The organism is Pseudoclavibacter endophyticus, assembly GCF_008831085.1.
Taxonomy (GTDB): Bacteria; Actinomycetota; Actinomycetes; order Actinomycetales; family Microbacteriaceae; genus Pseudoclavibacter; species Pseudoclavibacter endophyticus.
The window spans coordinates 573364-586911 of the sequence record NZ_WBJY01000001.1 but is presented as its reverse complement, the minus strand read 5'-3'; the positions used below and the strand labels follow the sequence as shown (position 1 = coordinate 586911).

13 protein-coding genes and 1 tRNA gene are annotated in these 13548 nt (G+C 68.4%); 5 read left to right on the top strand and 9 right to left on the bottom strand.

The window, feature by feature from the left end; genetic code table 11:
• The first annotated feature begins 1 nt into the window (after window position 1).
• Genes F8O04_RS02490 through F8O04_RS02480 form a run of 3 tightly spaced genes read left to right on the top strand, consistent with a single transcriptional unit; the run spans window position 2 to window position 2204 of the window.
• The gene (locus F8O04_RS02490) at window positions 2-502 is read left to right on the top strand and encodes a carboxymuconolactone decarboxylase family protein (protein WP_158027759.1); all 501 of its coding nucleotides are present in this window, start codon (window positions 2-4) and stop codon (window positions 500-502) included.
• A complete protein-coding gene (locus F8O04_RS02485; RefSeq protein WP_225734828.1) occupies window positions 499-1431 on the top strand; it encodes an NAD(P)-dependent oxidoreductase in 933 nt (310 codons plus the stop codon). The genes F8O04_RS02490 and F8O04_RS02485 overlap by 4 nt, the downstream gene beginning before the upstream one ends.
• Window positions 1428-2204, top strand: coding sequence for a carboxymuconolactone decarboxylase family protein (locus F8O04_RS02480; protein ID WP_225734827.1), 777 nt, complete (start codon window positions 1428-1430; stop codon window positions 2202-2204). Before F8O04_RS02485 ends, F8O04_RS02480 begins: the two co-directional genes overlap by 4 nt.
• 243 nt (window positions 2205-2447) lie before the next feature.
• On the opposite strand, the gene F8O04_RS02475 is transcribed toward F8O04_RS02480, so the two are convergent.
• From F8O04_RS02475 to F8O04_RS02445, 7 genes are all read right to left on the bottom strand, one after another.
• Window positions 2448-3152: a helix-turn-helix domain-containing protein gene (locus tag F8O04_RS02475; protein WP_188726318.1), complete on the bottom strand. Its 705-nt coding sequence runs from the start codon at window positions 3150-3152 to the stop codon at window positions 2448-2450.
• Between the two features lie 85 nt (window positions 3153-3237).
• Window positions 3238-4350, bottom strand: coding sequence for an ABC transporter substrate-binding protein (locus F8O04_RS02470; protein WP_158027756.1), 1113 nt, complete (start codon window positions 4348-4350; stop codon window positions 3238-3240).
• Window positions 4343-6199: an ABC transporter permease gene (locus F8O04_RS02465; protein WP_158027755.1), complete on the bottom strand. Its 1857-nt coding sequence runs from the start codon at window positions 6197-6199 to the stop codon at window positions 4343-4345. The genes F8O04_RS02470 and F8O04_RS02465 overlap by 8 nt, the downstream gene beginning before the upstream one ends.
• Window positions 6196-7371, bottom strand: a complete 1176-nt coding sequence (locus tag F8O04_RS02460; RefSeq protein WP_188726319.1) for an ABC transporter ATP-binding protein — start codon at window positions 7369-7371, stop codon at window positions 6196-6198. Before F8O04_RS02460 ends, F8O04_RS02465 begins: the two co-directional genes overlap by 4 nt.
• Before the next feature lie 111 nt (window positions 7372-7482).
• A complete protein-coding gene (locus tag F8O04_RS02455; RefSeq protein ID WP_158027753.1) occupies window positions 7483-8847 on the bottom strand; it encodes an acyl-CoA dehydrogenase family protein in 1365 nt (454 codons plus the stop codon).
• 266 nt (window positions 8848-9113) lie between these two features.
• Window positions 9114-9911 (bottom strand): IclR family transcriptional regulator domain-containing protein, encoded by a 798-nt coding sequence (locus F8O04_RS02450; protein WP_188726320.1) that lies wholly within the window; start codon window positions 9909-9911, stop codon window positions 9114-9116.
• A 185-nt stretch (window positions 9912-10096) separates the two neighbouring features.
• A tRNA-Lys gene (locus F8O04_RS02445) sits at window positions 10097-10169 on the bottom strand.
• Window positions 10170-10253: 84 nt separating this feature from the next.
• Between F8O04_RS02445 and F8O04_RS02440 the strand changes: the two genes are divergently transcribed.
• Window positions 10254-10796, top strand: coding sequence for a peroxiredoxin (locus F8O04_RS02440; RefSeq protein WP_225734826.1), 543 nt, complete (start codon window positions 10254-10256; stop codon window positions 10794-10796).
• A gap of 114 nt (window positions 10797-10910) precedes the next feature.
• Here F8O04_RS02440 and F8O04_RS02435 read toward each other — a convergent pair whose 3' ends face one another.
• Window positions 10911-11327, bottom strand: coding sequence for a hypothetical protein (locus F8O04_RS02435; RefSeq protein ID WP_158027751.1), 417 nt, complete (start codon window positions 11325-11327; stop codon window positions 10911-10913).
• Between the two features lie 233 nt (window positions 11328-11560).
• Between F8O04_RS02435 and F8O04_RS02430 the strand changes: the two genes are divergently transcribed.
• Entirely contained in the window at window positions 11561-11809 is a 249-nt protein-coding gene (locus F8O04_RS02430) for a WhiB family transcriptional regulator (protein WP_158027750.1), read from the top strand.
• A 79-nt stretch (window positions 11810-11888) separates the two neighbouring features.
• On the opposite strand, the gene F8O04_RS02425 is transcribed toward F8O04_RS02430, so the two are convergent.
• Window positions 11889-13427 carry a sensor histidine kinase gene (locus F8O04_RS02425; RefSeq protein ID WP_158027749.1) on the bottom strand — a complete coding sequence of 513 codons (1539 nt, stop codon included), beginning with the start codon at window positions 13425-13427 and terminating at the stop codon, window positions 11889-11891.
• Window positions 13428-13548: the final 121 nt, after the last annotated feature.

The following is a 13548-nucleotide window of genomic DNA, read 5'->3' as shown; positions in this document are numbered from 1 at the left end:
CATGTTCACCCCTGGAACCCACGCCGAGACGTTCGACGAAGGCCTCTCGATCCGCAAGGAGGTGCTCGGCGCCGCCCATGTGGAGCGGTCGATGGCGAACGTCAGCGCCTTCTCGAAACCGGTGCAGGACTACGTCACCGAGTTCTGCTGGGGCGGCATCTGGAGCCGTCCAGGTCTCGAACGCGCCGAGCGCAGCCTCGTGAACCTCGGCGTGCTCACGGCCCTCGGCCGCTCGCACGAGCTGAGCGTGCACGTGCGCGGCGCGCTGCGCAACGGTGTCACGGTCGAGCAGATCCAGGAAGTGCTGCTGCAGTGCGCCATGTACGTCGGCGCACCTGCGGCGCTCGAGTCGTTCCGCATCGCCGAACAGGTCATCCGCCAGGAGCTCGGCGACGCCGCCGTCGACGACGCACCGCCTGCCGATGCGGCCGAGGATGCCGTTGGGAGCGACGATGCCGCTGCCGCCGCCGGCGGCGCCTCGACCGGGGCACCGGCCTCGTGAGCCGGGTCGCGTTCATCGGCCTCGGCAACATGGGGTCGCCCATGTCACAGCGGCTCATCGACGCGGGGCACGACGTCATCGGCTCGGACCCCGCCGCCCCCGCCCGCGAGCGCCTCGCCGCCGCCGGCGGCACACCGGTCGGCAGCGCCCCGGAGGCGGCGGCGGCGGCCGATGCCGTCATCCTCATGCTGCCGAACAGCGACGTAGTGGAGGCCGTCGCCGGCGAGCTGTTGGCGTCGGGCGCGCTGCGCGATGGCGCGCTCGTCATCGACATGTCGTCGTCAGAGCCGCTGCGCACGCGGGCGCTGCACGCGTCACTCGCAGAGGCCGGCGTGCGCTTCGCCGATGCGCCCGTCTCGGGCGGGGTCGGCGGTGCCGAACGCGGCGCGCTCACGATCATGCTCGGCGCCGATGACGGCGACCGAGCCGAGGCTCACGAGCTGCTCGCGCCGCTCGGCACCGTGCGCGACTGCGGGCAGGTCGGGTCGGGGCATGCGGTCAAGGCGCTCAACAACTTCATGTCGGCGACCCACCTCTGGGCCACGAGCGAGGCAATGGTCGTCGGCGAGCGCTTCGGCCTTGACCCCGAGGTGATGCTCGAGGTCATCAACGGCTCGAGCGGCCGCAGCGGCTCGACGCAGAACAAGTGGCCGAACTTCATTCTCCCCGGCACGTACGACTCGGGCTTCGGCCTGCGCCTGATGCTGAAGGACATGCGCATCGCGGCCGCCCTCGCTGGCGAGCTCGGGCGCGCCCTCCCCCTGGGCGACCGGGCCATCGCACTGTGGACCGAGGCTGCCGGCGACCTGCCGGCCGATGCCGATCACACCCGCGTAGCCGAATGGATCCTGGAACACGCACACGCACACGCACACGCACCGGCACCAGAGCATCCGACCACCAACGCGACCGAAGGAACGACACCGTGACGCTCACGCCCCGTCAGCAGCAGGCCAAGGACGACTTCATCGAACATCGCGGCACCTGGGGGCCGATGTGGGAGAGCATCGCGAGGCTCGACCCCGAGTTCCTCGACGCCTACCGGGAACTGTCGATGGTGCCGTGGCGCACGAAGCACCTCGACGCGAAGACGAAAGAGCTCATCTACATCGCCGTCGACGCGAACGCGACGCACATGTACCTGCCAGGCGTCCGCCAGCACGTGAAGGCGGCGCTCGCCGCGGGCGCGACGCCGCAGGAGATCATGGAGGTGCTCGAGCTGTCGTCGACCCTCGGCATCCACGCCATGAACATCGGCGTGCCGCTGCTTGTCGAGGTGCTCGAGGAGAAGGGGCTCCGCGACGGGCCCGCGCCGCTCGACGAGCGGCAGGAGCGGTTGAAGGCCGAGTTCACGGCGAACCGCGGCTACTGGCATGCGTTCTGGGACGAGATCCTCGAGCTCGACCCCGACATGTTTGAGGCGTACACGAACTTCTCGAGCGTGCCGTGGAAGACGGGCACGCTCGAGCCAAAGATTCGCGAGCTCGTCTACTGCGCCTTCGACGCGTCGGCGACGCACCTGTACGTGAAGGGGCTCAAGCTGCACTACGAGAATGCGCTCGAGTTGGGCGCGACGGTCGGCGAGATCCTCGAGGTGCTCGAGATCGCGAGCGTCATCGGCGTGCACGCGGCGACGAGCTCCGTGCCGATCCTCGTCGAGGAGGCGGAGGCGGCCGGCATCCCCCTCGCGCGAGAGGACTGACGCGCCGCCCCAGCACCGCGGGTGCCTGATCGTTGCTGGGGCCGGTGCCTGGTCTGCCCACGCACGTTCGGAACCGATCGGGTGAAGTCGTGTGATCAGTCTCGCCAGTCAATTGAGAGCGTTTGCCCGATCAACTCTCCTGTTGCGTCCGGCCCCCTGTCGATCTCAGAGCGAGCATCATCTCCCTCAGTGCTCCGGCGCCAACAGGTGGTCGGTCGAGGCCGAGGCTGGCGCGCAGAACAGCTAGTTCACGAATCCGCTGCTGCTGAGCGCCATCCCGACCATCGGCACGGCGCTCAGCAGCGCCGTGCCGGCCGACTCGACGTCGAACGTGTTGAGGGACAGCAGCGTGAGCACGAGCGCCGAATCGGCCTTCTCGGTGCCGGGCACGACGGCGGAGACGGCATAGCGCACCGACGAGGGATTCGTGGCGACCGCGTACCCGCGCCGCCGAGCCTCCGCCACCTCCGGCCACTCGTCGTCGCTCGGTGGGCGCGAGGCATACAGCGCGACCCGCGATGCGAGGCGGCCGTCCGGGTGCCGGTAGCCGGGCGGCGTGAACACGTGCTCCGCAACCGTGCTCGGAGTGATCGACATCACGGTCGTCAACGTGTCGGTGCGGTCGGCCGAGACGAGCGACGCCGTGAGCCCGGTATCGTCCGCGAGCTGATGCAGCAGGGTCTCGACGCCCCGCCCGAACTGCGCCGAGAACGCATGCGAGAGCTCGAGCGTGCCGACGCCCAACAGGTAACGCTTGCGATCGTCGCGGCGCACGAGCTGATATCGCTGCAGGGCCTCGAGGATGCGGTAGAGCGGAGCGCGCTGTGTTCCGAGCTCGCGCGTGAGGGCGGCAACCCCAAGACCGTCGGGATGCTGCGCAAGCAACTTCAGCAGAGCACCTGCGCGGTCAACCGTCGTCGACACCGCCTTCGGTTTCGGTTCCGTCACGCCTGTGTTCCCTCCACGTACTGACAATAGACGGGCGACGCCCTGTGGCCCGTCACGAATCGCGACGGGCCACAGGGCCGCACCATCACCCGCCGTAGAGGGCCTGGATCTGCTGGACGTAGTCCGCGTAGCCCGTGATCGCCTCCTCGTCGTCGAGCTGCAGCAACAGGTTCGCCTCGTCGGTGCCGGGAAGCCCCTCTGGGCCGGGCATGCCGGGCATCGCCGGGTAGGCACCGCTCGCCGCGAACGCGGTCTGCCCCTCCTCGCTCATGACCCAGTTGATCCACAGCTGCGCCGCGTTGGGGTTCGGGGCGTCGGCGATGACGCACTGCTTGCCGACGGAGTACGGCGTTCCGTCGTCGATCAGCAGGAACTCAACGGGAGCATCCGGCGTCGACTGCAGGGTTTCGAAGTAGTACGGGTAGTACGCGAGCACGCCGATCGGATACGTGCCATCCACGACCGATGAGATGGTCTGCGCGTCTTTCGCCACGACCGCCACGTTGTCCTTCAGGCCCTGGACGATGTCCATGCCCCACGTCTCGGCATTCTCCTCGGGAGTCAGCAGCATGGCGTTGACGAATGCCCCGGCACCACCCGCGGCAGGGCTCACCATGACCTGCTGGCCCTTCCACTTGGGATCGACGAGGTCATCCCACGTTCGCGGCGCCTCTTCCGGGTCGATCAGGTCGGTGTTGACGAGAATGCCGAAGACCGTGTTGAAGGTCGTCACCGTCTGTCCGTCGACCGCGATGAGGTCTTCAGGCACGTCGACAATCGGCTCGAACGGCTGGCACCAGTCGTCGAGGGCCATGCTCGTGATCGGGGTGCGGCCATCGGAGGCGACGTCGCCGACCCGGTTTCCGCTCGCGGCCTCGGCCTGCAGGCGCGTCACCCGGTCTTGGCTCTGCAGCTGCTCGTAGACGACCTCTATGTCGCCGAAGCGTGCGTGGAACGCGTCGAGCACCGACTGCGCCGGCGGCGGTCCGTAGACGGTCACCTGGAACTCACCGTTGTCGATGGCCTCGTTGTAGAGCTCTTCGAATGCCGCCTCTTGCTCGGGGCTGCCGAGCGAGCCGGCCTCCGGGCCGTCCTCGGCGAGCCCGGCTTCCCCTCCCCCGCCGGCGCAGCCGGTGAGGAGGGCGAGGGGCACTGCGAACGCGAGCGAAACACGCCACCGTTGCCGTGTTTTAGGCATATACAACACTTCCTTCTTCGATCAACGCTCGTTCGATCCGGATTGCGCGGGCCCGCTTGAGCAGACGGACCACACCGGACATGAGCAGCCACGCGAGGGCGCCAACGACGACGATGGCGACCATGAGCACCAGGAAGAGCGCGGCCGCTTCAGCGGTATTTCCCTGGTTGTAGAGGTCGTAGGCGGTCACGGCTGCCGTTCGCATCGAGGGCGACGACAGCAGCACGGGGAGGGCCAGGTTGCCGGCGATGCCGATCGACGCGATGAACCAGCCCGCGAAGAAGCTCGGCATCACGAGTGGAAGCACGACGGTGAGGAACGTCATCGACCTGCTCGCGCCGGCCATGCGTCCCGATTCCTCGAGCTCACCGCTGATCTGCACGACACCGCCCTCGACGGCTCGGGTCGCGATGGGGGTCGCGACCACGATGAACCCGATCACGAGCATGAACGGGGTGCCGATGAGGCGCTGCAGCCCCGGCACCGGCATGTAGGCCGTCAGCAGCGCGAGGCCGACCAGCACGCCCGGGATCGCGATGGGCGCCCAGCTGATCACGACCGCGAGGGCGCGGACGACGCGGCCGCTGCGCTGCGTCGACCAGCTCAGCATCAGGGCGACGCACGCCGCGAGGAATCCCGCGAGCGCCGCGACCCACAGCGAGGTCACGATGACCTGGAATGTCCGGCGGCTCGTGAGCACCGCCTCGAAGTTGGCGGTCGTGAAACCGAGCGAGAACACGCCGGCGACGTTCTGGAAGGCGCTGAAGACCATCTGCAGCACGGGAATGATGCCGGCCAGCAGCACGACCAGGGCGAAGATCGCGAGAAAGACCCACTGGATGCGCCCGTAGCTCCGAGGCTCCGGCCGAAAGCCCTTGCCCGAGATGGTCGAGTAGCGGCGTCCCCGCAGCAGGATCTCCCTGGCGATCACGAGTACTACGACCAGCAGCACCAGGATGAGACCGATCGAACTGGCGCCGGCATAGTTCGCCCACCCCTCAGGTACGACCGTCTCCTGATAGGTGTTGAGCACCTTGGTTGAGAAGACCAGGATGCTGGGCGACGCGGGAACGCCGAACAGCAGCGGCAACTCGAACGCCGTCATGCCGTAGGAGGTCATGAGCGCCATGACGCCGAAGATGGTGGGGCGCAGCAACGGCAGGGTGACGGTGAAGAACGATGAGGTCCGGCCAGCGCCGTTCATCCTCGCCGCGTCGTCGAGCGCGCTGTCCATGCGCGACATGGGTCCGACCATGAAGAGGTAGCCGACGGGCACGACATGGAAGGCGACGACGAAGATCAGCGTCGGCCACCCGGAGCCGAGCGGGGAGCCGGAGAGCCCGAAGACCTCCTGCAGGAACATGTTCACGGGCGCGCCGCTGCCGTTGAGCGTCACGTACCAGCCGAGCCCGTAGAAAAGTGACGGCACGACGAGGATCGCCGCCATGATCGGCGTCATCCAGCGCCGTAGCGGGGTCGTCGTGCGCACGGCGACCCACGCGAAGAAGGTGCCGAACGCGAGCGCGATGACCGCCACCGCGACCGACAGCACGATCGAGTTGAAAGTGACCACCCACGTGGCCGGGTTCGTCATGACCTCGATGAACGGCGCGGCCGTCCACTCGCCCTGGCCAGCGATGGGGCCGCGGCGGAACGCGGCCATGATCATGAGCAGCGGCGGGTAGATGAACAGCAGCACGAGTATCGCCATGGTGAGGGCCATGAGGAGCTTGCCCCCGAGGCGCGAGCCCCGCCAGGCCGCCGAGATCCTGCTCGGCGGCGGCTCGTTCGCGATCGCGCGCGTGGTCGGCCCGGTTGGGCGCGTCGGCGGCGTGATCGTGCCGGTCACGACGGCGTCCCCGCAAGCGCCGGCTCGGGGGTGCTCCGTGCGGACCCCTTCGACCGTGCCGGGATGACCGTCACGAATTCAGCGTCGACGTCGACCCAGGCCGTTGCCCCCTGTTCGCGACGCATCGCCTGCTGCCGGTACTCCCGCTCGGACTCGGCGACGCGGAGGGTCGCCGTGCCGCTCGAAATGCGGTACTCGTTTCTGGAGCCGAGGAAATCGACGCGTTCGATCGTGCCGGGGAAGGTCAGCCGCCCCGTCGATCCGTCGGGCGCCTGGCCGTGCACAAGGGCGTTTGCCGAGCGAAATGCCACGTTCACGTCGTTGCCGACTGCGACCGGACCCGAGGCAGATGTCACCGGAAGCGCCGCACGAGCGCCCGTCGCTGGCAGCTCGAGTTCGATCTCGCCACCGCGAACGGCCGTGACCTTGGCCTCGAGGAGGTTCTCGAACCCCACGAACTTCGCGACGAACTCGTTCGTCGGCTTCGAGAAGATCTCGGCCGGTGTGCCCGTCTGCTCGAGGAGCCCCGCCTGCATCACGATGATGCGGTCCGACAGGTGCATCGCCTCTTCCAGGTCGTGGGTGACGTAGACGGAGGTGGCGCCGTTCATGGTGTGCAGGCGCAGGATCTCATCGCGCACCTGACGGCGCAGCGACGGGTCGAGGTTCGAGAGCGGCTCGTCGTAGAGCATGAGTTGCGGGCGGCTCACGAGGGCGCGGGCAAGTGCGACGCGCTGCTGCTGCCCACCGGAGAGCGAGGTCGCCGGCCGCGTCGCGTACGGTTCGAGACCGACGATCTCGAGCATCTCCCGTGCCCGCCGGATCGCCTCCTTTCCCTTCACCCGTCGCCGTCGCAGCGGGTAGAGCACCGTCTCGATGACCGTCAGGTGCGGCCACAGCGCATAGCTTTGGAAGACCATGCCGGCTTCGCGCTTCTCGGGCTGGATCTCGATGCGCCGATCGTGGTCGAACACGGTTCGATCGCCGATCTGGATCAGCCCCGAAGTCGGGGTCTCCAGACCCGCGATGCACCGCAGGGTCGTCGTCTTGCCGCATCCGCTCTCGCCGAGGAGGGTGACGAATTCACCCTCCGCAACCGAGACGTCGGCGCCTTTGATGGCGTGGAACGCACCGAAGTGCTTGTGCAATGCCTGAACTGTCAGTGAGGACAAGGAAAACTCCATCGTTCGCCTGGCCTGACCACCCGGCAAATAGGTATCACTATCTGACGCGCAGTACAGAATATGTTCGCTTGAGCAACGTAGAGAAGCGGGCTTCTCCCGTCAAGACCCGCTGGCGCGCCGAAGGTTCGCGGCCGCCTCCTCGGGCGTGTGGGTGGATGCCTCGCGCACCCATTCCTGCCACGGGGCGTTGCGATCGTGCTGCGGATGCGGCCCCGGGATGAAGCTGATGCCGCCGATCTCGATCTCCGGCCCACCCGGCAGGTCCTTCGACATGAGGTACTGGCCGATGCGGTCGAACGCGGCCTCCGCCATGAGCGCGTGGTTCGCGGCGGTCAGGAGGTCGCGGTGGATGCGCTCGAGACGGCGCCCGCGGAACACGGCTGGCGCGCCCGCCTGCTGGAACATCATGTCGACGGCCTGGCGCGAGACATGCACCGCGTTCAGGAGGGCGGCCTGCTGCCGCACGCGGATGTCGTAGTCGACCGGCCACTGCTTGACGGCGTCGTCATAGGCCTCTGCGGTGACCTGCCACAGGTACGACCGCGCGGCGCGCACCATCGTGTCGGCCTTCCCCAGCACGAACTGGTGCATGGCGTCCTTGCCGAGGCGCGCCTGTCGGTACGAACCGCGCTTCGCGCCTTGGTGCACGAGCCCGATGAACTCCTCGATCGCCGCCTTCGCTAGGCCCAGGGCGTGCGCGCCGTGCGCCATGACGTTGAACCAGTGCCGGTACAGCGCGCGGTCGTAGGGGCGCTTCCAGATACCCGCCTCGTTCACCATCTCGCGGGGCACGAAGAGATCGTTGATCTCGAAGTCTCCCGAACCCGTGCCGCGGAGACCGTGGCCGTCCCACGTGTCGATGAGCGTGGCATCCTTCGCCGGCCACAGCCCGACGATGAACCAGGGCAGCCCGTCGCGGGGGTTGATGACCGGCTCGTCGTTCTCGTCATAGAGCACGGAGCGGCCCGACAGCCAGTTGGCCTCCGGCGACCCGCTCGTGAACGACCATCGCCCACTGATGCGATATCCGCCAGGCACGCGGACGGCCTTGCCGGCGGCGCGACCCACGTTCGAGGCCATGATCCACCGGTCCTGTTCGAGCAGCCGCTCCATGACCTCCTTGCGGAGGAAGGTCTGCCCCGAGTGCAGCATGCACAGCCAGCCCACCGAGCCGTTGACGCGCGAGATCTCCTCGACGGCGTCGAGCCATTCGAGTGGATGCACCTCCAGGCCCCCGAGTTCCCGCGGGAGGAACGCACGGTAGATGCCGTTGGCGTAGAGACGGTCGGTGATCTCGTCGGGAATCGTTCGCTCGTTCTCGATGACGTCCTCGGCGTCGAGCAGTTGCTGCTCCATGGCCTTGGCCTCCTCGAGCAGGGTGGCGCGCCCCTGGACATCGGGGTAGGTGGCCGGATACGGCGCCATCGGCGCCTGCCGAGTCGACGTTTCGGCGGTGATGCTCATCTGATTCGAATCCTCTCTGACTCAATCAGGCGTACTCTATTGGTACCCCTAGCACTCTTTCTATACATATAGTGCTGCCCGGACAGGGGGCTGTCAAGAACTCGCGGGCAGCACGACGCATCCCCGCTCGAGCGCGGCACGGACGCCCGCCCGCTTCGCTGCGCCTCAAAGCGCGCCGAAGGAGCGGGCGGCGGACCCGTAGGCGCAGTCCGGTGAGGCGCTCGTCGGCGAACCGTCGGCGGGGCGCGCCTCCTCACGGGGTGCAGCTACGCCTCGACGCCCTCCAGGGGAACGCGAGCGCGGAGGGCGTGGTCGGCACTGAGGTCTGCGGCAGTGCCCAACAGGTGGGGCAGGTAGACGTCGGTGAGCCGCTCGAGCGATGTCTCGGCCGCGTGCGCGTTGACGTTGACGGCGGCGAGCACACGCCCATCGGCGCTACGCACGGGGGCGGCGATCGACCGGATCGCCGGCGCGAGCTGTTGGTCCGAGATCGCCCATCCCTGCTCACGCACCTCGGTGAGCACGGCGTCGAGCTCGGCGCGGCCGGGCTGCCAGGGCGGCGTCACGCCCGAACGGGACGGCTGCGACAGCACCGCATCGAGCTCGTCGCGTGAGAGCCCCGCGAGCAGCACTTTGCCGAGTGACGTCTGGGCGGCAGGGAACCGTGTGCCGACACTCACGGCCAACGTCACGAGCTTCGGTACGGCCACCCTGGCGACATAGACGACGTCGGATCCGTCGAGCTGCGCGATCGACGACGATTCGTGCGTGTGTCCGACGAGCTCGCGGAGCCGCGGCATGGCGAGCGCCCAGAAGTCGCTGCCCGAGAAGTAGGCGACCCCGAGCTCGAGCACGCGCGGCGTGAGCTCGAACCGGCCGCCCTCAGCGTGCACGTAGCCGAGCTCCTGCAGGGTGATGAGGATGCGGCGCACCGTCGGGCGCGCCAGACCCGTGCGCTGGGCGGCCTCGCTCAGGCTCAGGGACGGCGAGTCCGTGAAGGCCCTGATCACGTCGAGCCCGCGTGCGATCGCCTCGACGAAATCGGGGTTCGAGGATGCTCGCATGGGGCTCCGGTCGATTGGCGCGGCGGACAGCTGCGGACAGCTGCGGACGAGTGTCCGCTCTGCGGTCATCTTATGCCGGGCCGTGCAACAATGTCGACGCCCCTGCCGGTCAGCCCCCGCGAGAGCTCCCCGTGAACAGGCACGGAGACGACGAGGGCCCGGGATCCCCGGGCCCTGACGAGTCGTACGCCCCCTCGGACTTGAACCGAGAACCCGCTGATTAAGAGTCAGCTGCTCTGCCAATTGAGCTAGAGGCGCATATTGCCGCGCGCATGCGACCGAACAACCCTAGCAGCCGCCTCGTGGCTTCGCCAATCCCAGGTCATGCACGACGATGGTGGCATGACCGCGTCACCCACGAACTCCGCCGCGCCCGCATCCGACGCCACCGCCACGGCACCCGACGGCACGCCTCTGCCCCGCACGATGCAGCCCGGCGAACGGGCACCCGACTTCGAGCTCCCCACGAGCGACGGTCAGAAGATCGGCCTGGCCGGCCTGCGTGGCAGGCGCGTGATTCTCTTCACCTACCCGGAGGCGTTCACGCCCGGATGCACGGGCGAGGCGTGCGACTTCCGCGACGCGTACGCCGACCTGCGCGACGCCGGCTACACGCTGCTCGGCATTTCGAGCGACTCCCCCGAGCGCAACGCCGCTTTCGCGGCGGAGCACGGCCTCACGTTCCCCATCCTGAGCGACGTCGACCATGCCGTGCAGTCCACGTACGGCGCCTACGGCATGCGCAACAAGTACGGCAACTGGAAAGTCGGGCCGATTCGCTCGACCTTCGTCATCGATGCGCAGGGCACGCTCGAGCACGTGTTCCCGAACGTCGTCGCCAAGGGCCACGTGGGCCGCGTGCGGAAGGCGCTCGGCCTGGCGTAGCGGCCAGCGGCGGAGCAGCTCATCGCCGCACCCGCCAGCGTGGCCTTCGCTACCCGGCCGGACAACGGCTTCCGAATATCCAGAAGCAGGTGACCGAGTCGGTAGCCCGGCGGGTCAGCGAGGACGCAGCGCCGAGCGGGTCGCGGGGTGGATCGCCGAGACGAAGCCAACGAGCGACAGCGCCGAGAGCACCCAGCCCACGACGGGCGCGAGATCGCCCTGCACGATCGTCCACGCGGCGGCGAACTGCAGTACCTGCCACGTGATGGCGGCGCCCCTCACCCACTGCGCGCGACGCACGGCGCCCACGCCGATGGCCACGATGAGCGCGAGCGCGATGACCGCCATCACCAGCAGCGCGAGCGAGCTGGTCCGCGACGCCGGGGTCTCGGTGAACTGCTCGAACACCAGCAGCGCGACCGTGCCCGCCGCGACGAGCACCTCGATACCGAGCACGATGGTCAGCGTCGACAGCATCCGCGCCCCGAGACGACTCGGCGTGTTCGCGGTGTGAGAATCCTGAGAGGGCATGCGCAAAAATCTCTTGTCTAACTGGCGGCCCTGTGGCAAAGTTTTACTTCAGGTAGAGAGAACTGCCGGCGTGCGCCGCGACGCGAGTGTCTTGTCACTATAGCGCGCATCCACCGCCGAGTTGTTCAACGCGATGCTCCCACCCTTGGGGGCTTTTTCTATGACTGCTGTCGATGACCGCACGTCGCCGCGCCTGCCGAAAGACCTTGTGACCGCAACCCGAAGGAGTTCCGATGGACTGGCGAGACAGTGCCGCCTGCCTGAATGCCGACCCCGAGCTGTTCTTCCCCGTGGGGAACACGGGGCCGGCGATCGAGCAGATCGAGGCCGCGAAGGCCGTGTGCGCCACGTGCCGCGTCACCGAGACGTGCCTGCAGTACGCGCTCGACACCGGGCAAGACTCTGGCGTCTGGGGCGGGCTCAGCGAAGACGAGCGCCGCGCGCTGCGCCGCCGCGCGGCTCGCGCGCGTCGCGCTTCCTGACCGACGCGCACATCCGGCATAGCCCCTCGGCCCGCACCTCAGGTGTGACGGCCGAGGGGCGCCGACGTTTCTGGGCATGCTAGCCGGCCGACGTGCCGACCCGCCGGCTCACTCCGGGGCTCGCCGCGGCCGCGGACGCCGGCAGAGTCCACCGGCCCGGGATGTGCACGCGCACGAGCGTGCCGCCCTCGGCCCCGACGCCCCACGAGATCGACCCGCCGAGCTCGCCCTCGACGAGGGTGCGCACGATCTGCGTGCCGAGCCCCGAGCCGATGCGCTCGGGCTTGACCCCTTCGCCCGTGTCGCTGACGGTCACGAGCAGCCCCGTGCTGTCGCGGCTCGCGGTGACGACCACCTCGCCCTCGCGATTGGCGAGGCCGTGTTCGACCGCGTTCGTCACGAGTTCCGTCAGCGCCAGCGCGAGCGGCGTCGCGTACTCGCTCGGCAGCGAGCCGAAGCTGCCCTCGAGCCGCGGCCACACCGGGTTCTCCTGCGATGACACCTCGGTGATGAGCTTCATGACGCGGGTGAACACCTGGTCGAAGTCGACCTCCTCGCTGAAGCCGCCCGCGAGGGTGTCGTGCACGACGGCGATCGACGAGACCCGGCGCATCGCCTGCGTCAGCGAATCGCGGGCCTCTTCAGTACGGGAGCGGCGTGCCTGAATACGCAGCAGCGCGGCCACGGTCTGCAGGTTGTTCTTGACGCGGTGGTGGATCTCGCGGATCGTCGCATCCTTCGTGATGAGCTCCTGCTGCTGATGCCGCAGTTCGGTCGTGTCGCGCAGGATGATGATCGCGCCGATCCGCTCGCCATCGCGCTTGACGGGAATCGATCGCATCGTCACGTTGACGTCGCGCGCTTCGACGTCGGTCATCCATGGCGCCCGCCCCGTCACGACGAGCGGCAGTGCCTCGTCGACCGTCACGCGGCCGCGCGACTCCACGAGCTCGCTCGTGACTTCCGCGAGCTCCTCCCCCTCGAGCTCGCCGCCGAACCCGAGCTTGTTCATGGCGCTCAGCGCGTTGGCGCTCGCGAACGTCACGATGCCGTCCGTGTTGATCTTGATGAGTCCGTCCGATGCCCGGGGCGCCCCCCTGCGCGGGAAGGCTGGCGCGTGCGGATCCGGGAAGTCGCCGCGCTCGATCATCGCGAAGAGGTCTTGGCCGCATTCGCGGAACGTGCGCTCCTGTCGCGAAACGGCCCGCATGTCGCTGAGGTTCGTGTGCGACGTGATGACGGCGATGGGCTTCGCGCCCTCGTGGCGGCCCGACCGGAACGCGGGCGTGGCGGTGAGCTGCGTCGGAATCTCGTCGAACCAGTCGGGCTCGGTCGATCGCACGGTGATGCCCTCATCGAACGCCCGGTGCACGTACGGCGCCCACTGATCGCGCACGCGCTGCCCAATGAGGTCGCGGTAGAACAGGGTGACGGCCGAGCTCGGCCGGGTCTGGGCGATCGCGACGAAGCCGTCGTCGGTCGTGCGCACCCACATGACGACGTCGGCCTGGACGAGGTCGGCGAGCAGCGAGAACTCTCGCCCGAGTTCGACGATGGTCGCGCGATCTTCCGCGGGCAGATTCGCGAAACGCTGGAGCAGCTTCGTGAGGCTCGACATTCGAACAGCCTACGGCTAACGCGCCGCACGATCACACGCACCGTCACCGAGCCGCCCGGGCTGTGGGATGGAGGACGAGGCGGTCAGGCAGGTTCTTGAAAGGAGTGGCCGGTCGCCTCCT

Coding starts and splice junctions, on each gene's coding strand:
- F8O04_RS02490 (WP_158027759.1), top strand. CDS start 2: ATGTTCACCCCTGGAACCCACGCCGAGACGTTCGACGAAGGCCTCTCG.
- F8O04_RS02470 (WP_158027756.1), bottom strand. CDS start 4,350: ATGCCTAAAACACGGCAACGGTGGCGTGTTTCGCTCGCGTTCGCAGTG.
- F8O04_RS02455 (WP_158027753.1), bottom strand. CDS start 8,847: ATGAGCATCACCGCCGAAACGTCGACTCGGCAGGCGCCGATGGCGCCG.
- F8O04_RS02450 (WP_188726320.1), bottom strand. CDS start 9,911: ATGCGAGCATCCTCGAACCCCGATTTCGTCGAGGCGATCGCACGCGGG.
- F8O04_RS02440 (WP_225734826.1), top strand. CDS start 10,254: ATGACCGCGTCACCCACGAACTCCGCCGCGCCCGCATCCGACGCCACC.
- F8O04_RS02435 (WP_158027751.1), bottom strand. CDS start 11,327: ATGCCCTCTCAGGATTCTCACACCGCGAACACGCCGAGTCGTCTCGGG.
- F8O04_RS02430 (WP_158027750.1), top strand. CDS start 11,561: ATGGACTGGCGAGACAGTGCCGCCTGCCTGAATGCCGACCCCGAGCTG.
- F8O04_RS02425 (WP_158027749.1), bottom strand. CDS start 13,427: ATGTCGAGCCTCACGAAGCTGCTCCAGCGTTTCGCGAATCTGCCCGCG.